Raw genomic sequence first — 22,617 nt, forward strand, 5'->3', positions numbered from 1 at the left:
ATACGGTAAATTCGAAGGATACCGATGGGCGCAGTTGAAGGAGGCCGCACGTGGCACGGGGTGGCCCCAGGCTTGAGCAAGGACGCCGTCTGGAACTCGGACAGAGTTTCCAGGACGGCGGCGAACATTACCAGCGCGTACGCCCTGGCTACCCCGCCGAAGCAGCGGACTGGCTGATCCCTTCCGGAGCCAGGGACGCTGTGGACGTGGGCGCCGGGACCGGCAAGTTCACCGCCCTGCTGCTGGAACGCGGCCTGGCGGTTTCCGCCGTGGACCCGTCCCCGGACATGCTGGACCAGCTGCGGGCACACTACCCGGGGGTTTACGCGACCCAGGGGACCGCAGAGGGCACCGGCCTCGCTGACTCCTCGTTCGACGTCGCGAGCGTTGCGCAGGCCTGGCACTGGTGCGATCCGCTGCCCGCGAGCACCGAACTGGCGCGGATCCTGCGGCCCGGCGGAACGCTGGGGCTGATCTGGAACCAGCTGGACACGTCTGTTCCGTGGGTGCACCGGTTGTCCCGCATCATGCATGCGGGCGACGTCTACAAGCCCGGATTCCGACCGGTGGTGGGCCCGGAGTTTGAAGGCCTCGAAAGCCATGTGGCGCGGTGGGAGGACAGCCTCAGCACGGCGGACATCATGGAACTGACGAAGACCCGCAGCTACTACCTGCGCGCCGGCGAAGCCACCCGCAGCAAGGTCCTGGCCAATCTGGACTGGTATCTGCACGAGCATCTGGGGCACGCCGTGGAAGAGGACATCAGCCTGCCGTACCTGACGCTGACGTGGCGGGCAGCGAAGGCGTGAGGGGCGCAGACCACCGGGTAGGCTTGGAGGCGTGAAGACCAGCGCGCCCTCCTCCTCGATCGAGGACTACGTCAAGGTCATCTACGGCTTCACGGAGTGGCAGGATAAACCAATTACGTCCTCCCAGCTCGCGCAGCGCCTGGGGGTGGCCAATTCTTCGGTCTCAGAGATGGTCCGCAAGCTCAAGGACCAGGGCCTGGTGGACCACAAGCCCTACAGCGCCATCACCCTCACGGACTCCGGTGTCCGGCTGGCACTGTCCATGGTGCGCCGGCACCGGCTTATTGAGACCTACCTCGTCCAGGAGTTCGGCTACAGCTGGGACGAAGTCCACGACGAAGCCGAATTGCTGGAGCATGCGGTGTCGGACACGTTTATCGAGCGTATGGCGGCGAAACTCGGCAACCCGCAACGCGACCCGCACGGCGACCCGATCCCCGCCGCGGACGGCACCGTGCTGCTGCCAGAGGCCCACCTGCTCGGCGAACTCGATCCCGGGCACACCGGCCGGATCACCCGCATCAGCGACGAGAACCCGGATCTGCTGCGCTATCTTTCCGCCGAGGATATCGATCTCGATGCCGAGGTGGAGGTCGTGGGCCGCAAGCCGTTCGGCGGCGCGCTGGTGGTGCGGATCATCAGCCCCGGCAGGAAACGGGATTACGATCTCACGGATGAGGTCACCGCTGCGCTCTGGGTCCACAGCGAGCACCCCCACACCGGCTGCACCCTCAGTGGCACCTGAATGACGAACACCCGCGTGCCGGGATGGCAGGCCTGGCTGGCCGTTGCGATGGGCGGCCTGGCCGGAACGGAACTCCGGTACGGCCTGGGACTCGCGTTTCCGGAAACCGCGGGGACAATGCCCTTGACCACCCTGGGAATCAATGTGGCCGGCAGCTTTGTGCTGGCCGGCCTCACCACGGTCTGGATGGCCCGGCCGCGGACGGCATTCTGGCTCCGCGCCGGCCTCGGGCCAGGACTTCTGGGCTCGTTCACCACGTTCTCAGCCGTAATTTTCTCGATTGACCAGCTGGCCACGGCCGGCGAACACCCGGTGTGGATGGCTTACCTGGGGCTGTCCCTGGCGTTGGGTCTGGGCGCCGCGGCCGGTGGCTGGCGGACCGGGCGGCTGCTCACCGACCGGCTGGAGGCAGCATCATGATGGGCGCGGTCGTGGTGGGGGTGTTCGGCGTGGCGGGCGCCCTGCTGCGCTTCGCCGTCGACAGCTGGTTCGCCCACCATTCGGGGCCCCGTGGCGCCGTGCGCTCCAGCGGGACGCCGCGGCACTGGCCGTGGGCCACGCTGACAGTCAACGTCACCGGGTGCCTGATTATCGGGCTGTCCATCGGGGTCACCGGAAGGCTCGGCCTTGCACCCGAGTGGCAGACCGCCGTCGCCACCGGCCTTGCCGGCGGCCTCACCACATTCAGCTCCTGGACCACCGCGACGGTGCGGCTGCTGAGCGAGTCGCGCTTCGGTGCCGCAGCCCTAAACGTCGGTGCCAACCTGGCCGCCGGTTTCGCCGCGGCGGCTGTGGGCATCGCACTGGCGTCGTAGGACACTCTTCCGGCTTGGCCCCGTCCCGTATCGTTGACTCTGATGATTAGCAGACGTGACGCGGCAATTGCCCTTGATGTACCGATGGAAATGGCCCAGCGCCATGGCATCCCCAAACGAATGACCGAGGCGGAGCTGGGCGACATCCTGGACAACCCGCCGGCATGGCTGATCCAGTCGCGGGCCAACCGGACCGGCAAGCGTCCGGTCTGGGTGCACTTGGAATGCGCCGTCTGCGGCTATGAGGAAGCGGCGCGGCCCAAGAAATGGTGGCCGGAATTCACGTATGTGGTGTGCGAGCACCATCCTCCGGAAGAGGTGCCCCCGCTGCGGGCGGGCCTTATCAGGAGCGAGTTCGACGGCGTCGGAACGCGTTTTGTGGGCATTGCGGACGTTGCAGTTCCGAACTGATCCGGGGCATTACATTCGGGGCTGAACAGGCGTATTTTACGAAGTGGGACGCAGCCCGTCCCCCATTGTAAGGAGCACGCCATGCCGGATAAGTCACCACATCAGCAGCTGCACAAGAAACCGGTTAAAACCATCAAGGAAAAACGCGCGGAGAAGAAGGCCAAGAGCCCGATTGAAGGCCCGCAGGACCCGGTAGCGCACCTGAAGAAGCGCCGGTAGCGGTTTACCCGTTCCCGGCCATCTCTTCGGGCACTGCCACAATGTCCACTTCCTGGCCGTCCCTCAGCACCCGAATCGGCAGCGGCTGGCCGATCGCATCGGCGAACAGCAGCTTCTGCAGGCTCTCAGCGTTGCTGACGGGGCGGCTTCCGGCTGTCAGAATGACGTCACCTGCCCGGAGGCCCCCGCGATCTGCAGGCGAACCGGCCAGGACCTCCACCACGCGCAGCCCGTCGCGTTGCCCCGACCTGATCACATCGCTGGCGTTGAGCCGGAAGGGTGTGCTGACAACGCCGAGATAAGCCCGCCTGACGCGGCCGTCCTTCAGCAGCGCCGAGATGATCCGCCGCGTGGTGGTGTTGATGGGCACGGCCAGGCCAAGCCCGGCGCCGGCCACTGCGGTGTTGATTCCCACGATGCGGCCGTGCGTATCGGCCAAGGCACCGCCGGAACTGCCTGCATTGAGTGCCGCGTCGGTCTGGATGACGTCCTCGATCACGCGCCGATTGCCGCTGGACCACACCGGAATGGCGCGGCCCAGGCCGCTGACCACGCCAGCCGTGACTGATCCGGCCAGGCCCAGCGGATTTCCCACCGCTATGACCAGCTGGCCCACCCGGAGCGCCTCGGCATCGCCGAACTGCGCCGGCGCCACTTTCGGCGCCCGGCCGTGGACCACCGCGAGGTCAGACAAAGGATCCGACCCCACCAGTTCAAGGTCGGTCCTGCTGCCGTCCGCAAAAGCGGCATGGCCTTGGTCCGTGCCGGCCACGACGTGTGAATTGGTCAGCAGGTAGCCGTCTTCCGTGAAGAGCACCGCCGAGCCGGCGCCCATCCGGAAACGGCCGTTACGTCGGTTCCGGTCATTTCAATGGCCGCAACATGCGGCGTGACCGTCTCGGCCACGCGCATGACGGTCTCCGAATACGAGTCCAGCGGACCGTCGTCGGCCGCTGGAAAGCTGTGTTCCCGCGCCGGGTCCATGGCGCACCTCCTGGCTGGCTTTGCTGCCTCCGGCTTCCAAACATTGTGCGGCGTCGGAGCCTATTGGCGACAACCCCGCGGCTGCGCCCGGTAGTCCCGGAACGGCTACGCCGTGGGTGAACAGGGGCTAGTTTCTGAGGTGCGCTTCGCTCCGCCGTGGGGACGGAAAATGGTGCCGTGTCAGGTCTGTTCCCAGGGATCTCTGGTGCTGGCAGACGCTCAGGGGACAGACTTGATGTGTGTGTTTCGGTCGACCCCGATTCGTCTATGGTGCCGGTGAGCCTGTGGGCTAGTTTGGTGGTGGAGGGCACAGTTTTGTGGCTCTTCAGAATGCAGAGTGTAGTTTCGGTCTGAATCCTCCAGATTCCAGCAGTGATCTGGCGACGTAGTTGGTGAGATTGCGGAAGCCGAGGGCAGATCCGCGCAGGTGTTCCAGACGTCCGTTGATTGCCTCCGTTGGGCCGTTGGAGGTGCCTGGTCGGTCAAAGTACGCGAGCACGTCTGCTGCCCTGCGTTTGAGTGTTCCGCCCATCTTTTTCAGTTCTTTCAGGGCGGCGGGGACCCCAGAGCTGAGGGAGTCAATGAGGGCCTGCATGAGCTTCTTACCTTGATCCTGGTCCTTCTCCCGGTAGGCGGCGATCATGCGTTGATACGCGCCCCACGTCGCTTCGACCTCGACATGCTTCTCCTCGGCGAAGAGGTCAGCAATTCGCTTTTGTTGTTTCTCGGTCAGCAACCCGTCACCGGTATGCAGCGTCAGCCGGGCCTTGTAGAGCGGATCCCCGGCCCGTCCCCGGTGCCCGCACGTGGCTTGCTGAACCCGGCGACGGCAGTCATTGAGTGCGTCGCCGGCAAGACGGACGACATGGAACGGATCCATCACCGCAACAGCGGAAGGCAGCTCTTCGGACGCGGCACTCTTGAACCCGGAGAAGCCGTCCATGGCCACGACTTCCACCCCGTCCCGCCACGCTTGAGGACGTTGTTTCAGCCAAGTAGCGAAGACCTGTTTGGAACGGCCCTCGACCATATCCAGCAGCCGGGACGGGCCGGTCTTGTCGCGAACCGGGGTCAGGTCAATGATGACGGTGACGTACTTGTCTCCATGCCTGGTGTGTCGCCACACATGCTCATCAACGCCGATAATCTTCACCCCGTCGAAGCGGTTGGGGTCATTGATCAGCACACGCCGCCCTTCAGCCAGTACAGCCTTGTTCGCGGTATTCCAGGACACACCCAGGCCCTCGGCGACGCGGGCCACGGTGAGGTGCTGACACACGATGCCTTCCAACGCCCACACCAGGCCGCGACGGGAAAGCTTTGACCGTGGTTCGGCCGCCTGGGACGTGTCTTGCCGCCATACATGCCCGCACCCGGTACATCGATAGCGACGGATTCGTACCAGCAAGGTGGTTGGCCGCCAGCCGAAGGGTTCATGGCCAAGTTCCCGGGTCACTGTGTCCCGCGGGATGCCTTGGCAACCGCACTTGCGGCACCATTCGTCCGTGGCCACCACACGGCAGGCGATCACGGCACGATCGGCAGCAAGGAACTGCCCGGTCGCTTCCAAGCCAAGCTCGTCCAAGCGGCAGAAAGTAGTCAGGTCAGGGCATTGAAAGGTAGTTTTAAACACGAGGGCCTTGCGGTAGAAAAATCAGAACTAGACACTCCGATTCTTACCCAAGGCCCTCACCTATGCCGAACCAACTTCCCGGCCTCGGAAGTCACGCGCGCCAACCCCGGCTACACTCTGCATTCGGAAGAGCCAGTTTTGTTGTCCGCGGGACCGTGGACTGTTGCCTTGGAGCACGAATGTCAGATTTGTTGTTTTATCCGCCTTCCCCGGAACGCATGCACTTTGATTCCTGCCGGAATGACTGGGAAGGGTGATCCGAGATGGAAGTGATGCACCCGCGGTGTGCGGGTATTGATATTTCGAAGAAGGATGCGAAGGTCTGTATCCGTGTCCAGGGCCGCGGGTCCAGGTCGACCGCGTCGACGGTCACCACGTGGGGTGCGATGACCGGTCAGATCCTGGACCTGAAGGAGCACCTGCTCAAGGAGCGGGTGAGCCTGGTGGTGATGGAAGCGACCAGTGATTACTGGCGTCCCTTCTATTACCTGCTCGAGGACGAGGGACTGAACGTCATCCTGGTCAACGCCCGTGATGCCAGGAACGTCCCGGGCCGCAAAACCGATGTCTCCGACGCTGCCTGGCTCGCGGATCTGGGCGCCCACGGGCTGGTGCGGGCCTCGTTCGTGCCCCCGCCGCCGATCCGTGAACTGCGCGACCTGACCCGGGCCAGGACCGTCATCACCCGGGAACGGACCCGGGAGATCCAGAGGCTGGAGAAGCTCCTCGAGGACGCCTGCATCAAGCTCTCCTCGGTAGCTTCGGACATCACCGGGGTCTCTGGACGGCTGATGCTGCAGGCACTGATCGAGGGGCAAGAGGACCCGGCGGTCCTGGCAGACCTCGCCCAGCGCAGGATGCGGTCAAAGATCCCCGAGCTCACCGACGCGCTCACGGGCAGGTTTGGCAGCCACCACCGGTACATGGCGGAACTGTATCTGCACCGGATCGATGCCCACACCGCAGATATCGAGGACCTGGGCGCCAGGATCGAGGAGGCGATGGCGCCCTTTCGTTTCGCCCGGGAGCTCCTGATCAGCATCCCGGGATTCAGCACTACCGTCGCGGAGATCTTCATCGCCGAAACCGGCGCCGACATGACCGTGTTCCCCACGGCGGGACACCTGGCCTCCTGGGCCGGAACCTCCCCGGGATCCAACGAATCCGCCGGACGGGTCAAGTCCACCAAGACACGCCCCGGCAACCGATACCTCAAAGGAGCCCTCGGAATCGCAGCGCTCTCGGCAGCACGCTCGAAGAACACCTACTTCTCCGCGAAATACTCCCGCCTCGCCGCCCGGCGCGGACCGATGAAGGCCCTCGTCGCGGTCGAACACGCCATGCTCACCGCGGCTTGGCACATGCTCACCACCGGGGAACTCTACAAAGACCCCGGCGCCGACTACTTCAGGCTGCAAGCACCTGCCAAGACCAAGGCCCGCGCGATCGGACAGCTCGAATCCCTGGGCTACCAAGTGACCCTCGCGCCCCTGCAACCCACCGGATAATCCTGCCTCAAAACGCAGACCGCCAGATCGTTGAGTAAACGGGACAACGTCACCGCAATTTTCATGTCAGCACCTCGCTTAAATGCCAGAAGATCCGGACACAGGGTCCGGATCTTCTGGCAATGTCTTGCGACATTCAAAATGTGGAGATGGGGGGAATTGAACCCCCGTCCGATGTCGTGTTAACAGGTCTTCTCCGGGCGCAGTTTGCGTCGGATTTTCTCGGCCCCAGCCCTCCTGCAAACAGGTGGCTGATCCGGGCCCAGTCATCTAAGAGTCCCGTTTGCCCCGATGACGGAGGCAAGCAGCAGTGGCTATCTAAATGACGCCAGGATCCGGGGCAATAGCAACCTCGGGCTGACGGACTGTCTTACTGCTTAGGCAGCGAGAGCGAAGTCAGTGCGGTTTGATTTGGCACTTATTGGTTTGCAGACAGCGTTAACGAGATAATTCTGCATCCTCGGCCCGCTTCACCTGTCGCGACTAACATCGTCGAAACCGATCATCCCCGTATTTTATTTTCAAACCGGCCGGGCTGTGCAGGCACAAATCCCTGCCGGACTACTTAGCCTAACGCATGTCCGACGGAAAACATTCCTACCGGCGGTTGCGTTCCCGGACCTCGCGAAGTGCTTCGCGGTTGTCCTGCTGCTCCCGCAGGGTCTGTCGCTTGTCGTACTCACGCTTACCGCGGGCGATTGCGATTTCCACCTTGGCCCGCCCGTCGAGGAAGTACAGCTGCAGCGGAACCACCGTGAAGCCGGACTCGCGGATCTTCACGGAGATCTTGTTGAGCTCCTCACGGTGCAGCAGCAGCTTCCGACGACGGCGTGCGGAATGGTTGGTCCAGCTCCCCTGGTTGTACTCGGGAATATGGATCCCCTCCATCCATAACTCATCGTTATAGAACGTGCAGAAGCCGTCCACCATTGAGGCATGTCCTTCGCGCAGGGACTTGACCTCGGTCCCCATCAGGGCGATGCCTGCCTCGTAGGTATCCAGCACGAGGTAGTCATGCCGGGCCTTGCGGTTGGTGGCCACTACCTTACAGCCACTTTCTTTGGGCACGGTGGAACTCCTCAGTTCTTGGATCTTGGCTGGCTCCGTCCGTTCCGGCGCGGAGTCATACCAGTCTACGGCAGGCGAAGACCGGCGTTACAGCAGGCGCATGGGGTCAACTGCGGCTCCGTTGAGCCAGGTTTCAAAGTGTGCGTGGCAGCCCGTTGAGTTGCCGGTGCTGCCCGAGTAGGCGATGAGCTGGCCGGCAGAAACCTGCTGGCCGTTCGAGACCACGATACTGCTGTTGTGGTAGACGATGGTGGTCAGTGAGTTGCCCTGCACCACTCCGTGGGAGAGCTTCACGCGCCAGCCGCCGCCGTCGGCGGAGTTCCAGCCTGAGGAGAAAACCTCGCCGGCTGCAGCTGCGTAGACCGGCGTGCCGCAGGCGGCACCGAAGTCGATGCCAGTGTGGAGGTAACCGCCATTGCCGTAGAAGTCGATGGTTCCCGGCGGCGTGGCTCGCCAGCCGAAGCCGGACGTGATGGGCACGTTACCGGAGAAGGGGTGCCGCAGTCCAAAGGCCGACGGCGATCCGGTCACCGGAACGTACGGCGCTTGTGCCGGCGGAGCCTGGCCCTGGGCGGCTGCCCGGGCGGCCGCTGCTGCAGCGGCAGCCTGGGCCAGCCGGCGTTGTTCGGCTTCCCAAGCCTCACGCAATCTGCGGTCACGCTCTGCGATCTCGTTGGCTACTGCGTTCTGGCTGGCTTCCACCGCAGCCATCTGGCTTTGGATGCCAGGCTTAGCAGCCTGGAGTTCCGCGTCAAGTCTTGTGGTGTCGGCGATCAGCTGATCAACTTGGGCCTTCTTGGCCGCGGCCTCGTCGCGGGCAGCCTTTTCCCTTTCCAGGGCGGCATCAGCCTTGGCCTTGAGGTCCCTGATCTCAGCCTCGACGGCTTCAAGCCGGGCCTGGGAGTTTACGTTGGTGGCACTTTGCTGGGACAGCTTGTCCATGGCGGCGTTCTGGCTACGCATGGCCTGGTCCGCGAGGTCCATCGTGTCAGTCAGGCTGCCTCCGTTGTTGGCCCCGAAGAACAGGGTCAGGTTCGACGGAACGCCACCGGATTTGTACGCCTGGGTGGCGATCTGGCCGATCAGCTTTTTGGTGCCGGCGATTTTCTGCTTATCAGCCTCAAGCTGCTGCGTGATTTTGGCCTTGTTCTGCTGTGCAAGGTCAACGCGCGCCGTCAGCGCTTCGACTTCCTTGACCGCACTGGCCACGCGCCCCTGGGCCTCCAGGAGGGCCTGCTGGGCGCCGGGCAGTTGGCCCTGGTAGATCACCAGGTCGCCGGCGGCCTTCGCGATGCGTGAGTCCACGAATTCCAAGGACTGCTGGACCCGGGACGCCTCGGCTTCAAGGGCGGCCCGCTTGTCATCGAGCTCGTCGGCGTGCACCACCGGGGCTGAGGCGCCCATACTGGCGGCGAACAGCAATACCAGGACGCCGCTGATCAGGCCGGCGCGGCGGCCTGCAGGTCGTGTGCGCTCGGCCCGGTGCCGGGGCACAGTTCGGTGCAATTCGTTCATTGGGATTCCTTGTTCGGTTTGCACAGCCTAAACCTTCAAATATCTGCGTAAGGTCAAGAGGGACGAAATTCCCGCCAAGGATCCGCCAAGGATCAGCAAGGCTGGCGCAAGAATCAGCGTCTGACCCGGTGAGATGAACGCCGTGTCGGGATATTGCTTGGACAGGTACTCGCCCAGGAAGAAGTGCGCCACCGCCCATAACGTGCCGGATGCCAGGGCTGCGCCGATCACAGCCGCAATCACGCCTTCCAGGATGAACGGGAGCTGGATGACCATCTTGGACGCGCCCACCAGGCGCATGATCCCGGTCTCGCGCCGGCGGCTAAAGGCCGAGAGCCGGATAGTGGTGGCGATCAGCAAGATGGCGCAGACAATCATTACGCCGGCGATACTGACGGCCACCAGGGAGGCGGCGTTCATGGCGGAGAAGAGCCGTTCGAGCAGCTGGCGCTGGTCTATGACCGTTTCCACGCCTGGCTGCGAGGAGAACGTCTCGCTGATGATCTGGTACTTTTCCGCATCTTTCATGTTGATCCGGAAGGATGAAGGGAGCTGGTCCGGCGTGACGGAATCGACAATTGGAGAATTGGAGAACTGGTCCTTGAAGTGCTTGTAGGCCTCGTCCTTGGACTCGTACTGGAAATCGTTGACGTACTGGGCCACGGCAGGTGATTCGAGCAGGGTCTGCAGGTTGTCCTGCTGCTCCGGGGTGACCGGGCCTGTGGCGCAACCGGCCGCCGTCGAACCGTCACTGCAGAGGAAAATGGCGACCTGGACCTTGTCGTACCAGTAGCCCTTCATCTGGTTGATCTGGAGCTGGAGCATGCCTGCGGCACCGACGAAGGTCAGTGAGACAAAGGTGACCAGGATGACCGAGACCACCATGGAAACGTTGCGGCGCAGTCCGCTGCCGATTTCGCTGAGAACAAAGGCGAGCCTCATCGCTGAGCCTCCCCTGCATTGGGATTGAGTTCCCCGGGCGCGGGCGGCTGGGCTTGTTCCCGGCCGCTGGCGTCCCTAAGCCTGCGGGACTGTCCCACGATGGGGATCATCGAGGTATACAAAGCCCTGGCCTCATCACGGATCACGATGCCGTTCCTGAGCTCCACAACGCGCTTGCGCATCTCGTTGACGATGTCGTCGTCGTGCGTGGCCATGACCACAGTGGTGCCGTTCTGGTTGATCTTGTCCAGCACACCCATGATGCCCATCGAGGTGGTGGGGTCCAGGTTGCCGGTGGGTTCGTCGGCGAGGAGGATGCCGGGGCGGTTGACTACCGCCCGGGCAATGGCCACACGCTGCTGCTCGCCGCCGGAAAGCTCATGGGGAAGGCGGTTTTCCTTGCCTTCCAGGCCCACGGTCTTGAGGACTTCGGGGACGGTGTCGCGGATGACGCTGCGGCTCTTGCCGATGACCTGCATCGCGAACGCAACGTTGGCGAACACGTTCTTCTGTGGCAGGAGCCGGAAGTCCTGGAACACCACGCCGATGCCGCGGCGGAGCCGGGGCACGCGCCAGCTGGAGATCTTGGCGACGTTCTGCCCGGCCACGTACACGGCGCCCGAGGAGGCCCGGTCTTCCTTCAGCACGAGCCGCAGGAAGGTGGACTTTCCGGATCCGGAAGCGCCGACGAGGAAGGCAAATTCACCACGGTCAATCTCAAGGCTGACATCGTCCAGCGCAGGCCGGGCCGTCTGGTCGTAGACCTTGGTGACATTTTCGAATCGGATCATGGCCCTAATTACCCTGCAGGGCACTACTGATGCAGCCCAGATCTGCAGCCGGCGCACGGGCATTCGTGTGAGGGAATTAGAGCCCCGGCCCCTCGACTATACGCAGTCTTTTGGCCGGTTTTCGGGGGCTACGGGGGTGTGTCGTGTGATCAGGCCTAGCGGGTAGGCACGGCAAGTGCTACTTCACGGCGTTGCGGTTGTCGGTGCGCCAGCGGATCCCGGCATCGATGAAGTCGTCAATTTCGCCGTCGAACACTGCGGACGTGTTGCCTACTTCGTGTTCGGTGCGGAGGTCCTTGACCATCTGGTACGGGTTCAGGACGTAGGAGCGCATCTGGTCGCCCCAGGATGCCTTGACATCGCCGGCGAAAGCCTTCTTTTCAGCGTCCTCCTGTTCCTTCTTCAGGAGGAGGAGTCGCGACTGCAGAACGCGCAGGGCTGCTGCCCGGTTCTGGAGCTGCGACTTTTCATTCTGCATGGACACCACTGTGCCGGTGGGGATGTGGGTCAGGCGAACGGCGGAGTCAGTGGTGTTAACTGACTGGCCGCCGGGGCCGGAGGACCGGAACACGTCCACACGGATCTCGTTGTCCGGGATATCGATGGAATCCGTTGACTCGATAAGTGGAATGACCTCGACGGCGGCGAAGGACGTCTGGCGGCGGCCCTGGTTGTCGAAGGGGCTGATTCGGACCAGGCGGTGGGTTCCGGCTTCGACGCTGAGCGTGCCGAACGCATACGGCGCCTTGACTTCGAATGTTGCGGACTTCAGCCCCGCCTCTTCGGCGTAGGACGTGTCCATCACGGTGGTGGGGTAACCATGGCGTTCGGCCCAGCGAAGGTACATACGCATCAGCATTTCGGCGAAGTCTGCCGCGTCAACGCCGCCTGCCCCTGCCCTGATGGACACGACGGCTTCACGTTCGTCGTATTCTCCGGAAAGAAGCGTCACCACTTCGAGGTCTTTCAGGGATTTCCGGATGGACTCCAGCTCGGCAGCGGCTTCGCCCATGGAATCGGCGTCGTCCTCGTCCTGCCCGAGCTCCACCAGCACTTCGAGGTCATCGATCCGCGACACCAGCTTGTTCAGCCGCTCCAGCTCGGACTGGCGGTGCGAAAGGCGTGAGGTGATCTTCTGGGCCGCCGCGGGGTCATCCCACAGGTTGGGCTCGCCGGCGCGTTCGCTCAGTTCGGCGATGTCTTCCTTCAGAGCCTCAACATCGCTGACTTGCTCGATGGAGGTGTAGGTGGCGCGAAGAGCGCGGATTTCTGCGGAAAAATCAATAGTGGCCATGGTTGTTTAAGCCTACGCTATTAGGCCGGAGTGCCGGACTTCCCTGACTTCTCCGCGTCCGGTCAGCGCGTGAGCCGGGAACGGGCCGTGGAGGCCGCTTCAATTCTGATCCCATCAGGCACGACGAAGTTCGCTATCGGCGGGTGGACAACAGCACTGAGAACCACGACGGCGGTGGATCCGTCAGGGCTGCCGGTCCCCGCTGAAACGGCTAAACCGTCGAACCGGGCCGACGACGGGCTCCGGGCGATAAAGTCGGCCGCAACGCTGCGGACACGGCCAGAACCCAATATGGCTGAGGGGCTTCCGCCCTCTCCCCCGACCTCGCCCAAGGTATAGCTGTCGGCGGCGGCCAGCGAGGCGCCGTCGGCCAGGGACAACAGCCGCTTGTGTTCGAGGTAGACGCTGGAAATGCCGATGACAACCGTCACCACCAGCAGGGCCACCGCGATGTAGCCAATGATCATCACGATCATCTGGCCGTCTTCACCTGAATCGCTGGGTTGGGTTTCAGGGATCGCTTCGTGCGTCATCTTTGGGGTCACCTGAACCTGCCCACCAGTTGGGTGGACGAGGCTTCAACTTCACTGGCCTCGAGCCTGAAGTCCTCGTTGAACGGCACGAAGGGCAGCGGCACAGTGAGGTTGACCGTGACGGTGACGGCAGTGCCCGCAGCCTGGCAGTCAGCAGGGACGCACCGGGTGGATACGCTTGCCTGCCCGGCATCGTGACCGAAGTCCGCGAGGGCGATGAGGGCTGCCTGTTCGGCGGCGGCCTGCGCCGATGGCGCATCCGGCTGGGCCACGAACACCTTTGCGGCCTGGTCAGCGGCGCCGACTACGGCAAAGGACCCGCCCTGGATCTGGCCTACGGTGATGATGAAGTAGACCAGCGGGACCATCAGGAGCAGTGCGAGGAACGTGAATTCGACCACCGCGCTCCCTTCGTCCCCCGATCCCTCGCCAAGTGCTTCTTGGAATCTATGGTGGAGACGGGTTTGCAGGTTTTCAGGGTTGGATGGCTGCATGCCCTTTCACCTCCAGCACGTCCCGCGGGCCGATAAGCCCGATGACGGGCACGGGAGCCTTGATGGTCACTTCCAAGGTCCGCAGGCCCTGAAACGTCACTTCCGTGGTGCTGATGTGCTGCGCGAAGTCAGCATTCAGTGCGGTTCCAATCAGCGTGGCCGCCCGTTCCTCTGCGTCTGATGCTCCCCGGTCCGCGAGCGTTCCATAACGCGCCCCGGAGGCGGCGGCGTCGATCAGTGTGTTGCGCACGTGCAGGACCAGGGTGAGCTGGATGATCGCCAGGAAAAACATTGTGAGCAGCCCGCCAACCATGACGAAGTCCACTATGGCGGAGCCCCGTTCATCAGTGCGCCAGCCCGCATCGGCGCAGCCCCTGGACCGTCGCGGAGGCCTGTTGTAGGTGCACTGGCTGGCGCCCAGCATGCTTTACTTGCCGACCTTGTCCATCGCCTGGTTGAACATAGTTTCGAGGGCCGGTCCGGCGAGAGCGAGAAGAGCCGCCACCAGGACTGCGGACATTAAGGTGATCATCACCCAACCAGGCACGTCACCGCGCTCCGGGTGGTCGTGGATAGACCCGTCGGAGCCATTCCGGGCGTTTGTTGGACCCCACGCGGCACTACTGGCCCAGACCCAAAGGCCGGCCAGCAACGCAAGGAGCAGCACGCTGCCCGAGATTCCCATGTATTTCATTTCGGTCCCATTCATTGTGTAAGTGACGCTGTGTAATTGACGTGGCGGCTAAGGGATATGAGCGCAGGGGTGATGGCCATGGCTACAATCCGAGGCTGATGGCCGCGATGCCGGGGAAAACTGCGAAGACCACCGTTAGGGGAAGGACACCAAAAACCAAGGGAACCATCATGGCAATTTCCTTTTTGCCCGCCGACTCCATCAGGTCCCGTTTTGCCGTGTCCCGGACGTCCTGGGCCTGAGCCCTCAGCACATCTGCCAACGGGGTACCCCGCTCGACCGCAACGATGATGCCGTCAACAAATCTGACGAGCGGCCCCAGATCAGTCCGGGAGGAAAACTCCTGGAGCGCTTCCACCAGCGGTTTCCCAGCCCTGGTCTCAGCAAGAATCTTGGAAAACTCCTTGGCCAGTTCCCCTCTCGCACTGCGGCAGACGCGGTCCAGTGCACCCGTGGCACTTTCACCGGCACCGACCGCCAGCGCCATAAGCTCGGCGAGACTGGGGAATTCTGCCATCATTCGGGATTCCCGCCTGCTGATCTGGACACCGAGCCAGAAGTCCCTGAACAGAAACCCGCCGAGCGCGCTTCCGAGAACGGCCACAACCGCTAGGAAGGGACTGAAGCGGCCGGATACCGCGCCCAGTACCACCGCCGCAAGGGCAGCGGCGAATCCGGCGGCAGCCCAGAGGAGCTGCTCGGCCCGGAAATCGACGGGTGACTTGTTGATGCCGGCTTGGGCGAGCCTGCGGGTCAGCGCCTTTGACCCTAGGTTCAGCTTCCCCAAGGCTGCGAGTCCGTCGTGGAGCAGGGGACGCACGATCCGTTCCAACGGTCCGAATGGCGTGGTGTTCTGTCCGCTGGCCCGCAGCAACCGCGATTCAAGGTTTTGCGATTTCAGCTGCGGATCGATGCGCTCGACGAAGGTGAGCGGCCGCATAAAGGGCAACCGGACGAAGATCAGCCAAAGGCCCGTCCCGAGGACGATGCCGCACACAATCGCAGCCGCCGAGATCCCGTTCATCGCAGCACCCGTTCGTCCTGCGGAAGGGCACCGATGCGGAGCATGATGGAGTAGCAGACCAGCGACACCACGAGCCCGCCGAGGAGGACGCCGGCTCCCATGGGCGTGTTGTAAGCGTTCACGGCTTCAGGCCTGGTGGCCAGGAGGAGCATAACGATCCAGGGAGCGGCCACCGCGAGCCTGGCGGCGTTGACAGTCCAGGACTGCCGGGCCTCGAGCTCGCTGCGGGTCCGCGCATTTTCCCTGAGAAATTCGGCGAGGGTGCCCAACAGTTTCCCCAGGTCCGAACCGCCCACTTCACGGGTCAGCCTGAGTGCCTCGACGATCCGGTCCGCCACCGGGTCCGCTAGCCGGTCCTTGAGTTTATTAAGAGAGGCATCGAACTGCCCGCCCGCGCGGTAGTCGGCTCCGAAGTCCCGGAAAACATGCCGAAGCTCCTCGGGGCCTTTCTCCCCCAGCTGGATCAGGGCCTCCGGCAGTGAAAGCCCGGCGCGGATGGCCGAGCGCAGGTGGTCCACCACGTCCGGCCAGAGCTGGCGTAGGACGGCAGTTCTCCTGTTCGCCCGCCACCGGACAATGCTAACGGGCAGCCAGGCGCCGAAAAGTCCGAAGCATACGGATATAGGCCATGACCGGCTGACCATAAAGAGGATGAGAGCGACAAATATGCCCAATCCCAAGCATGAGGCCACGAGGCCCGTCCCGGTGACCTTTTCGATTCCGGCGGAGGCCAGCAGGTCCTCGAGGCGGCTGGCCCGCGGGCGGCGCTTCAGCGCTGCCGGCTTTTCCCAGAACGACCACCAGATCAGGAAGAGCCCGGCGCCCGCAAGCACTCCTACCAGAGGCGCCATCAGCGCGGCTCCAGCAGCGCCGCGACGTCGTACCCTGCCCGGGAAAACTTCTCCGCCGCGGGCATGGAGTTGGCCCGCGGCTGCAGCTGGCCATCCTCCATGGCGAAAACCATGGAGGATTCGATGATGCCGTTTTCCACCCGCCGGCCGAGGGAAAGGATCTCGGTTACTTGGCGTCTGCCGTTGGCGTGCCGGCTGCAGTGGACCACGAGGTCAATGCAGGACGCCACCGTGGGGACGACGAAGGCAGACGAGATATTTTCACCGGCGAGTAGCGGAAGGGTACAGATCTTGGTCACAGCGTCGTGGGCTGAGTTTGCATGGACGGTGCACATGCCTGGTAAGCCACTATTTAGGGCGATGAGCATGTCGAGGCTTTCCGCTTCCCGTACCTCTCCAACGACCAAGCGGTCCGGGCGCATCCGGAGGGCTTCCTTGACAAGCCTGCGCAGAGGGATTTCGCCCTCTCCTTCGAGGTTGGGCTGCCTGCATTGGAGTCCGACGACATCCCGGAGGGGGAACTGGAGCTCAAAGATTTCCTCGACCGTAATGACGCGCTCACGGCTGCCGATGCTCGCTGCCAGGCAGTTGAGCATGGTGGTTTTGCCCGCCTGGGTGGAGCCTGACACAAGGATGTTCAGTCCGCTGGATACGGCTGCACCGAGGAACCGGGCCGACTGGGGTGTCAGCGTGCCCAGCTCGACGAGGTGTTCAAGGCGGCTGGCCTTCACCACGAACTTGCGGATATTCACGGCCCAGTGCCTGCGGGTGACATCCGGGATGACCACATGCAGCCTGGAACCATCGGGGAGTGCGGCGTCGACAAACGGCGATGACATGTCCAGGCGCCGGCCGGAACTCTTCAGCATGCGCTCCACGAGATCGCGAACCTGCTGGTCAGTGAGGCTGAGCGAGGTCAGTTCCGACTCGCCGTTCCTGGCCACGTAGATTTCGTTTGGCGCGTTGATCCAGACTTCCTCGATGGTCGGATCGTCAAGAAGCGGCTGAAGGACACCGAACCCGGCCACCGCGTCAAAGACAAACCGGCGTGCCGCTTCCAACGGACCAATCGGAGGCAGCGGCCCCATGAGGGCGCGTTCGTCGTAATCGCTGACGGCTGCTTCGACCAGACGGCGGACCTCGCCCGCCTGCCGTAGCGGGTCCAGGCCCCGACGGCGGATCAGCTCGCGGACTTCGTCTTCCACGATTCGCACAGCGTCCATGTTGTTCCCCAATACAACTGCCGCCCCCGGTGGAGGCAGTTCAACTGGGGTGAAAGCTAGAGGACTTACCACACGGTGCCAAGTCACATGAGCGGCGCTGTGGATAACACCAAACGCGAAGTATCCCGGCGGGCGTCCACTCGACTCTTCATGAAATCGACGCGAGCGTCGTCGTGACCTTACGCAACGGAAAAAACCAATGGCAACCGCTGTCGCGCGGTGCTATCTTGATTGAGCACGAGCGGCTCTGAATCTTAGCCGGGGAGAATGTTGAGTGGATTTCGCCGCAGCCGGAATCGCCACGCCCTGCGCGGGGCGTGGCCGCAGAAAAGCAGGCACGAAATCATGAACCGACACGGACACATCGCCTGTTCTCTTCGAAATCGATGGGAACGAGGACTAGCCGCAACGGTGCTCGGCTTTCTTGGGGTTCTTATAACGCCGGCGTCGTCAGTCGCGTCCGACGAGGCCATGCCCACTCTCTCTGTTGAAGCGTCAGATCCCCCCTTGAAGTCCGCTGCCGACGTTCTGACGGTAGATGCCGCGGGGCAGCTTAAGGTATTTCATTCCGACGGCGCGGGGCGTCTGGGCTTCCCCATGACCATTGGTTCGGGCTGGGCGAATGCGAAGGCGCTTTACGTCGTGGATTGGGACGCAGATGGCCTCCAGGACATTCTGTCGCAGTGGAGCGATGGGCGTCTCAAAGTCCACCCGGGGACAGACAATTCGGGTTTCGGGCTCCCAATCGAAGTGGGGACCGGATGGCAGGAGAAATCCATAACGGTTGGCCCCTGGAACAACGATGACGAGTACCCAGGGATTCTTGCGAAGGACACGGAAGGGGCACTGACCTACTACCCGAATACCAGTGGGACGAAACTGGATTCAGGCCGTCAAGTCGGGCGGGGATTTGTTGGCTATCAAATCACGCAAATTGACTTCGACGGTGATGGAAATCAGGACATCGCCGCGCGAAACACCAGCGGCACCATGCTCCTCTTCCGATCCGCCGGCGGAGGTGACTTCATCGATGAACCCCGTCAGGTAATCGGATCCGGATGGAACATGATGACGCACGTCAGCCCCGTAATTGGGTTCGCGGGGTCAGGAACAAGCGGTATCACAGCACGCACTGGAGCCGGCGAATTGTTGTACTATCCCGTCGACCATGGGGCCTGGGGTGCAGTCAGACGCATCGGAAGCGTGTGGCACGACACCGCACTGATCAGCGGCGCCGCGCTTCCTTCGGAACCCTCCGACGAATTAAATCCTGCGGATATCATCGCCGCTGACCCGGATTTCGATCTCCTCCGTTACAGATCAACGGGGTCGGGGGCCTTCTTTGACGGAGAACAGGTAGGAACGGGCTGGATGGGGCTTCGCGCTGGCTTTGTCACAGACTGGAATGCTGACGGTGTTCAGGACCTCGTGGCGCATTGGGCAGATGGGCGTCTCAGTGTGTATGCCGGAGCCAAGGGTGGCGGTTTCAGCAGCCCGATAAGCATGGGTTCGGAATGGCAGGACTGGACCCTAAGCGTTGGATCATGGGTTAACTCGGACCGCTTTCCTTCGCTTCTGGGCTACGACAGCCAAGGCAGGCTTTTCCAATTTCTCAATCTGGGGGGAAGTTCCGTCTCCGAGGGCACGCAGATCGGCACCGGCTGGACTGGCCTACACATAGTACTGGCCGACCTCGACAAGGACGCCCGGACGGATATCGTCGCCCAGACCCCTGACGGGGCACTGTGGCTGTATCGGTCCAGCGGCGATGGCGCTTTGCTTGATGCACCTCCGCAAATCATCGGGAGCGGATGGCACGCCATGACCGGGATGCTCCCCACATCCGGTTTTGCCGGTGCGAACACCACCGGAATCATAGGGCGGACGCCACAGGGCGACCTCCGCTACTATCCAATGGGCGACAACCTTGAATGGGGAACGCCGACTATAGTCGGCCGCGGTTGGAATGGTTTCACCTTGTTTGGTTCACCAACATCGTAGCTAAGAACCCTATGTTGGGTCTGCCCTCGCTTAGCCGTCGCATCAGTTAATGACAGCAACAGGTCGGCGCACGTGGTCTAATGAAGCATATTTCACCTACTTGCCGCGTTGCGCACCTTGGATCCTGATCCTGAGCACTGGGACCGACGTCCACCGGGAGCGCCGATACAAGGAGCGATCCGGACATGGCGTTTAGCGTTTCAACGGCCAAGGTCGACATCACGCCGACACTCAGCACCAATCCCTTTATGGCCGGCTATGGAACGGTAGACGGGGGACGGATCGCCACCAGCAGCACACCTTACCAGCCGCTATATGCCCGGGCCATTGTCCTTTGGGAAGACACTTTCCCGCATCTCATTTTGAGCGCGGATCTGCTTGCTTTCCCCCGTGCGATGCACCAGAGAATCCGGGCCCGGATTCTGGCCCTCGCTAGCTGGCAGAGCAGCGAGATTCTTTTGCAGGCAACACATACCCACAACGGCCCGGCTCTGATCGACTCGCTCCAGCCCTATATTTCCTACGGCTTGTCCGACCTCACGCTCATCAGAAGCTACGGCTCTGCACTAGAGGACAAGATCGTGGCTTTGGTTGGCACGGTCCTTGCGGCTCCACGGACCGCAGTCACCCTTGACTACAAAGTGGCCAGCCAGAATTATGCGGCCAACAGGGTTGGTCTCCCTTACACCGAGACGGCCGTCCCGATCCTTGTAGCCCGGCGCAGCAACGGGGTTCCGCGGGCTGTTATTTTCAGTTACGCGTGCCATCCAGTGAGTGCCGGGTGGCGCACGCTGTTCGATGGCGACTTTCCCGCCGCCGCATGCAACTACCTTGAAAATCAAACCGCCGGTTGCTTCGCCCTTTTCCTTCAGGGAGCATCAGGTGATCAGGATCCGCTCGGGGCCCGCGGCTGGGCCTTGCGGGACCAGCACGGGAACTCCTTGGGAACTGCCGTGAGTTCGGCCATGTCCAGCCCAGGCCGAACGATAACTGGGCCCCTGCTGACCTATTATCAGGAAGTCCGGCTCCCCCTCGATATCACTTTGACTCCGGCAAATCTCGTCGGCGTCCGTGCAGCATTCGTCGCAAGGCTTGGCAATCCTGAAGGGCAGCCACTCTGGTACCAAAGGCATGCGCAGGGAATGATCGCACGGATCGACAGCAACAACCTCCCCACCTTTGTCCCCTCACCCTTCCAAGTATGGAAGCTTTCGGGCAGCCCCCAATTAAAGATTGCGATGGTTGGCGGGGAGCTTGTCAGCGGCTATGCCGCCTACTTCAGGGCCGGGCACGGCGGCGCGAATGGCATCGTCGTGGGTGGTTATGCCAACGAATCATGCTGTTACATACCGAGTAACGAGTTCCTGCCTCCCTATATGCCCTACGGGAGCTATGAAGGCGGATGGGATCCCGATCACCCCGGCGTTGGTGGCGGGTCAATGACCGTCTACGGGCATCTGGCCCATTTCAGGGGAGGAAGCAATGGGGTGGAGGCCACAGTGGTCAATGCCATGAATGCCCTGCTGGGCTAGTCACAGCGTGACGCGTGTTGAGCCGCAACGGCCGCGCACAGCCTGGCCGCGTCCCGAATTTCTAACGTTTCAGGCGCTCTGTAGCCACCGTTCCAGCAGGACGGATTGTGGCGCCAAAGGGGCAAACGCAAGCGCGCCCTTGATGACTGGAGCTCCTAGCTCTGACAAACGAGTGTCCAGCTCCCGTGGATCGGTGCGAATGCACGCCTTCAAGATACGCAGGAACAGGGCTGACCTGTCGTCGCTTGGGGCACCGGCCGTAATTGCAACGTGCACTGCCGTTTCCTCTTCCGGGGTGAGGATGTGGGGACCACCCCCTACGTAGGTGACCTCGCAATTCGCTATGCGCATGTATCTCGACGAAGCCCACACTTCTTCCAGACTGGAGAGCGTTCCAATCCTGGAGCCCCCGACCTCGAAACAATCGAACTGATACCGTGCTTTTGGCTCAGGCTTCTCAGGCGGTATTCGGTTTGCAGCCTCACCTCGTGCTCCGGCCGACGCCGCCACTTGGACGGGTTCAAGATAGGCCGCAGTGGAACAACTGGTTAGGACTAAGGTAGCAAAAGCCATCTGAACGACGGTACGCCTGCGGATATCCACAATGGAGCCCCAATTTCTTTGGGATGCTCCCCAGCTCCGCATGCAATTCCGAGTTCGGCCGTTTAGGCCGAGTTAGTCAATTTTCCCCCAAATTCCGCATTTGTCACTAGTAAAAATTTCTCCATCGTCCAGGGTCACTTCATCCAGCCCCGATGCAGAGCCGTTCCGGTCGCTCACCAGGCCATCAGCACCGGCAACAGCCCAGGTGCATTCTTCTCCTTCAGCGCCTGCCTTACCCTTATCCAGGACGTACCTTCCTGGTTCTATGGAGACACCCGCGATATGCCGACCGTCACCTACCCGCGTGCCGTCAGCCCACGCCTGGATAATTTTTCCTTGCGGACCATCAGGACACACCTGGGCGGCCGCGCGCAGAATCTCTGACCGGTTGTCAGCAAAGCCGCCCGGAGCTGTCTCATCGCTGACGCGTGTGCAGAGCTCGACGGCGGTCAAATAGGCGTCGAGTCCAGCGGAAGAGTCAGCGCCTCCTGAATTCGCGATCTCGATAGCGGCGGCTTCCTCGACCGTGGGCCGGTATGGTTGCGGACCAACGTAGGTAACCACACATGATTCCATGCGCAGGTAATTGCTCGCCGCCCAGACCTCCTCAAGGCTCGATAACTGAACGTCCGGCGAATTATCGAGACTTGTGCAAAAGAAAGCCAGCCGCTGGTCCTGTTGACTTGAACTTCTGCCAGACGATACAGCCGGAGTGGGCGCGCTTCCCGGCTGGGCGGATGGCGGGCCCACGGAGCAACCAGAGAGGAGGATCGCCAACGTCCCCGTCAACAAGAAATTTTTCACGCCGACCTCCTGTTCCATCATCGATCGCCGTCGCCACGCGGTCAACAAGGCGACGAGACTCACCTATAATGCTCGCGAAACGGGGTGCATGCCTCATTTGAGAAACGCTCGCGAAATCACGGGC

Annotated in this window: 23 protein-coding genes, 1 other RNA gene and 1 pseudogene; 9 read left to right on the forward strand and 16 right to left on the reverse strand. The window is 62.5% G+C overall.

The window, feature by feature from the left end:
• Positions 1 to 50 precede the first annotated feature (50 nt).
• The 6 genes from FYJ92_RS12200 to FYJ92_RS12225 all read left to right on the forward strand — a co-directional run bounded on the left by FYJ92_RS12200 (position 51) and on the right by FYJ92_RS12225 (position 2,999).
• On the forward strand, positions 51 to 809 hold the full coding sequence (locus FYJ92_RS12200) for a class I SAM-dependent methyltransferase (protein WP_185260964.1): 759 nt from the start codon (positions 51 to 53) through the stop codon (positions 807 to 809).
• 31 nt (positions 810 to 840) lie between these two features.
• Positions 841 to 1,554, forward strand: coding sequence for a metal-dependent transcriptional regulator (locus FYJ92_RS12205; RefSeq protein WP_185260965.1), 714 nt, complete (start codon positions 841 to 843; stop codon positions 1,552 to 1,554).
• Complete coding sequence (locus tag FYJ92_RS12210; protein ID WP_185260966.1) at positions 1,555 to 1,974, forward strand: CrcB family protein; 420 nt, start codon at positions 1,555 to 1,557, stop codon at positions 1,972 to 1,974.
• A complete protein-coding gene (locus FYJ92_RS12215; protein WP_185260967.1) occupies positions 1,971 to 2,369 on the forward strand; it encodes a CrcB family protein in 399 nt (132 codons plus the stop codon). The genes FYJ92_RS12210 and FYJ92_RS12215 overlap by 4 nt, the downstream gene beginning before the upstream one ends.
• 42 nt (positions 2,370 to 2,411) lie before the next feature.
• Positions 2,412 to 2,780, forward strand: a complete 369-nt coding sequence (locus FYJ92_RS12220) for a hypothetical protein (RefSeq protein ID WP_185260968.1) — start codon at positions 2,412 to 2,414, stop codon at positions 2,778 to 2,780.
• An 81-nt stretch (positions 2,781 to 2,861) separates the two neighbouring features.
• Positions 2,862 to 2,999, forward strand: coding sequence for a hypothetical protein (locus tag FYJ92_RS12225; protein WP_185260969.1), 138 nt, complete (start codon positions 2,862 to 2,864; stop codon positions 2,997 to 2,999).
• A gap of 4 nt (positions 3,000 to 3,003) precedes the next feature.
• Here the strand turns inward: FYJ92_RS12225 and FYJ92_RS12230 are convergent.
• A pseudogene (locus FYJ92_RS12230) lies at positions 3,004 to 3,983 on the reverse strand (S1C family serine protease).
• Between the two features lie 325 nt (positions 3,984 to 4,308).
• The gene (locus tag FYJ92_RS12235; RefSeq protein ID WP_185260970.1) at positions 4,309 to 5,616 is read right to left on the reverse strand and encodes an ISL3 family transposase; all 1,308 of its coding nucleotides are present in this window, start codon (positions 5,614 to 5,616) and stop codon (positions 4,309 to 4,311) included.
• Positions 5,617 to 5,879: 263 nt separating this feature from the next.
• Between FYJ92_RS12235 and FYJ92_RS12240 the strand changes: the two genes are divergently transcribed.
• Positions 5,880 to 7,124: an IS110 family transposase gene (locus FYJ92_RS12240; RefSeq protein WP_185260971.1), complete on the forward strand. Its 1,245-nt coding sequence runs from the start codon at positions 5,880 to 5,882 to the stop codon at positions 7,122 to 7,124.
• 141 nt (positions 7,125 to 7,265) lie between these two features.
• Here FYJ92_RS12240 and ssrA read toward each other — a convergent pair.
• The 13 genes from ssrA to FYJ92_RS12305 form a co-directional block, all read right to left on the reverse strand.
• Positions 7,266 to 7,634: a transfer-messenger RNA gene (ssrA, locus tag FYJ92_RS12245) on the reverse strand.
• An 87-nt stretch (positions 7,635 to 7,721) separates the two neighbouring features.
• Complete coding sequence (gene smpB, locus FYJ92_RS12250; protein WP_185260972.1) at positions 7,722 to 8,192, reverse strand: SsrA-binding protein SmpB; 471 nt, start codon at positions 8,190 to 8,192, stop codon at positions 7,722 to 7,724.
• 87 nt (positions 8,193 to 8,279) lie between these two features.
• Positions 8,280 to 9,707, reverse strand: coding sequence for a M23 family metallopeptidase (locus tag FYJ92_RS12255; protein WP_185260973.1), 1,428 nt, complete (start codon positions 9,705 to 9,707; stop codon positions 8,280 to 8,282).
• Positions 9,708 to 9,734: 27 nt separating this feature from the next.
• Positions 9,735 to 10,649: a permease-like cell division protein FtsX gene (gene ftsX, locus FYJ92_RS12260; RefSeq protein WP_185260974.1), complete on the reverse strand. Its 915-nt coding sequence runs from the start codon at positions 10,647 to 10,649 to the stop codon at positions 9,735 to 9,737.
• Positions 10,646 to 11,440 (reverse strand): cell division ATP-binding protein FtsE, encoded by a 795-nt coding sequence (gene ftsE / locus FYJ92_RS12265; RefSeq protein WP_185260975.1) that lies wholly within the window; start codon positions 11,438 to 11,440, stop codon positions 10,646 to 10,648. The genes ftsX and ftsE overlap by 4 nt, the downstream gene beginning before the upstream one ends.
• A 178-nt stretch (positions 11,441 to 11,618) precedes the next feature.
• A complete protein-coding gene (prfB, locus tag FYJ92_RS12270) occupies positions 11,619 to 12,734 on the reverse strand; it encodes a peptide chain release factor 2 (protein WP_185260976.1) in 1,116 nt (371 codons plus the stop codon).
• Between the two features lie 62 nt (positions 12,735 to 12,796).
• Positions 12,797 to 13,267, reverse strand: a complete 471-nt coding sequence (locus tag FYJ92_RS12275; protein WP_227008109.1) for a pilus assembly protein TadG-related protein — start codon at positions 13,265 to 13,267, stop codon at positions 12,797 to 12,799.
• Positions 13,268 to 13,275: 8 nt separating this feature from the next.
• Complete coding sequence (locus FYJ92_RS12280) at positions 13,276 to 13,668, reverse strand: hypothetical protein (protein ID WP_185260977.1); 393 nt, start codon at positions 13,666 to 13,668, stop codon at positions 13,276 to 13,278.
• A gap of 73 nt (positions 13,669 to 13,741) precedes the next feature.
• Positions 13,742 to 14,074, reverse strand: a complete 333-nt coding sequence (locus tag FYJ92_RS12285; RefSeq protein ID WP_255482411.1) for a TadE family protein — start codon at positions 14,072 to 14,074, stop codon at positions 13,742 to 13,744.
• Between the two features lie 114 nt (positions 14,075 to 14,188).
• The gene (locus tag FYJ92_RS12290) at positions 14,189 to 14,455 is read right to left on the reverse strand and encodes a hypothetical protein (RefSeq protein ID WP_185260979.1); all 267 of its coding nucleotides are present in this window, start codon (positions 14,453 to 14,455) and stop codon (positions 14,189 to 14,191) included.
• Between the two features lie 82 nt (positions 14,456 to 14,537).
• Positions 14,538 to 15,479, reverse strand: coding sequence for a type II secretion system F family protein (locus tag FYJ92_RS12295; protein WP_185260980.1), 942 nt, complete (start codon positions 15,477 to 15,479; stop codon positions 14,538 to 14,540).
• The gene (locus FYJ92_RS12300) at positions 15,476 to 16,330 is read right to left on the reverse strand and encodes a type II secretion system F family protein (protein ID WP_185260981.1); all 855 of its coding nucleotides are present in this window, start codon (positions 16,328 to 16,330) and stop codon (positions 15,476 to 15,478) included. Before FYJ92_RS12300 ends, FYJ92_RS12295 begins: the two co-directional genes overlap by 4 nt.
• On the reverse strand, positions 16,330 to 17,553 hold the full coding sequence (locus tag FYJ92_RS12305) for a CpaF family protein (RefSeq protein ID WP_056343673.1): 1,224 nt from the start codon (positions 17,551 to 17,553) through the stop codon (positions 16,330 to 16,332). Before FYJ92_RS12305 ends, FYJ92_RS12300 begins: the two co-directional genes overlap by 1 nt.
• A 507-nt stretch (positions 17,554 to 18,060) precedes the next feature.
• Between FYJ92_RS12305 and FYJ92_RS12310 the strand changes: the two genes are divergently transcribed.
• Together FYJ92_RS12310 and FYJ92_RS12315 are read left to right on the forward strand one after the other, a co-directional pair.
• Complete coding sequence (locus FYJ92_RS12310) at positions 18,061 to 19,554, forward strand: hypothetical protein (protein ID WP_185260982.1); 1,494 nt, start codon at positions 18,061 to 18,063, stop codon at positions 19,552 to 19,554.
• 185 nt (positions 19,555 to 19,739) lie between these two features.
• Complete coding sequence (locus FYJ92_RS12315) at positions 19,740 to 21,086, forward strand: hypothetical protein (RefSeq protein ID WP_185260983.1); 1,347 nt, start codon at positions 19,740 to 19,742, stop codon at positions 21,084 to 21,086.
• A 675-nt stretch (positions 21,087 to 21,761) separates the two neighbouring features.
• Here FYJ92_RS12315 and FYJ92_RS12320 read toward each other — a convergent pair.
• Positions 21,762 to 22,493 carry a hypothetical protein gene (locus FYJ92_RS12320; RefSeq protein ID WP_219729658.1) on the reverse strand — a complete coding sequence of 244 codons (732 nt, stop codon included), beginning with the start codon at positions 22,491 to 22,493 and terminating at the stop codon, positions 21,762 to 21,764.
• Positions 22,494 to 22,617 lie beyond the last annotated feature (124 nt).

Source organism: Pseudarthrobacter sp. NBSH8 (genome assembly GCF_014217545.1).
GTDB lineage: Bacteria > Actinomycetota > Actinomycetes > Actinomycetales > Micrococcaceae > Arthrobacter.

Excerpts from the sequence above, each read along its gene's own strand:
- FYJ92_RS12210 (WP_185260966.1), top strand. The coding sequence starts at position 1,555 with ATGACGAACACCCGCGTGCCGGGATGGCAGGCCTGGCTGGCCGTTGCG.
- FYJ92_RS12215 (WP_185260967.1), top strand. The coding sequence starts at position 1,971 with ATGATGGGCGCGGTCGTGGTGGGGGTGTTCGGCGTGGCGGGCGCCCTG.
- FYJ92_RS12220 (WP_185260968.1), top strand. The coding sequence starts at position 2,412 with ATGATTAGCAGACGTGACGCGGCAATTGCCCTTGATGTACCGATGGAA.
- FYJ92_RS12225 (WP_185260969.1), top strand. The coding sequence starts at position 2,862 with ATGCCGGATAAGTCACCACATCAGCAGCTGCACAAGAAACCGGTTAAA.
- FYJ92_RS12240 (WP_185260971.1), top strand. The coding sequence starts at position 5,880 with ATGGAAGTGATGCACCCGCGGTGTGCGGGTATTGATATTTCGAAGAAG.
- FYJ92_RS12255 (WP_185260973.1), bottom strand. The coding sequence starts at position 9,707 with ATGAACGAATTGCACCGAACTGTGCCCCGGCACCGGGCCGAGCGCACA.
- ftsX (WP_185260974.1), bottom strand. The coding sequence starts at position 10,649 with ATGAGGCTCGCCTTTGTTCTCAGCGAAATCGGCAGCGGACTGCGCCGC.
- ftsE (WP_185260975.1), bottom strand. The coding sequence starts at position 11,440 with ATGATCCGATTCGAAAATGTCACCAAGGTCTACGACCAGACGGCCCGG.
- prfB (WP_185260976.1), bottom strand. The coding sequence starts at position 12,734 with ATGGCCACTATTGATTTTTCCGCAGAAATCCGCGCTCTTCGCGCCACC.
- FYJ92_RS12275 (WP_227008109.1), bottom strand. The coding sequence starts at position 13,267 with ATGACGCACGAAGCGATCCCTGAAACCCAACCCAGCGATTCAGGTGAA.
- FYJ92_RS12285 (WP_255482411.1), bottom strand. The coding sequence starts at position 14,074 with ATGGTTGGCGGGCTGCTCACAATGTTTTTCCTGGCGATCATCCAGCTC.
- FYJ92_RS12290 (WP_185260979.1), bottom strand. The coding sequence starts at position 14,455 with ATGAAATACATGGGAATCTCGGGCAGCGTGCTGCTCCTTGCGTTGCTG.
- FYJ92_RS12295 (WP_185260980.1), bottom strand. The coding sequence starts at position 15,479 with ATGAACGGGATCTCGGCGGCTGCGATTGTGTGCGGCATCGTCCTCGGG.
- FYJ92_RS12300 (WP_185260981.1), bottom strand. The coding sequence starts at position 16,330 with ATGGCGCCTCTGGTAGGAGTGCTTGCGGGCGCCGGGCTCTTCCTGATC.
- FYJ92_RS12305 (WP_056343673.1), bottom strand. The coding sequence starts at position 17,553 with ATGGACGCTGTGCGAATCGTGGAAGACGAAGTCCGCGAGCTGATCCGC.
- FYJ92_RS12315 (WP_185260983.1), top strand. The coding sequence starts at position 19,740 with ATGGCGTTTAGCGTTTCAACGGCCAAGGTCGACATCACGCCGACACTC.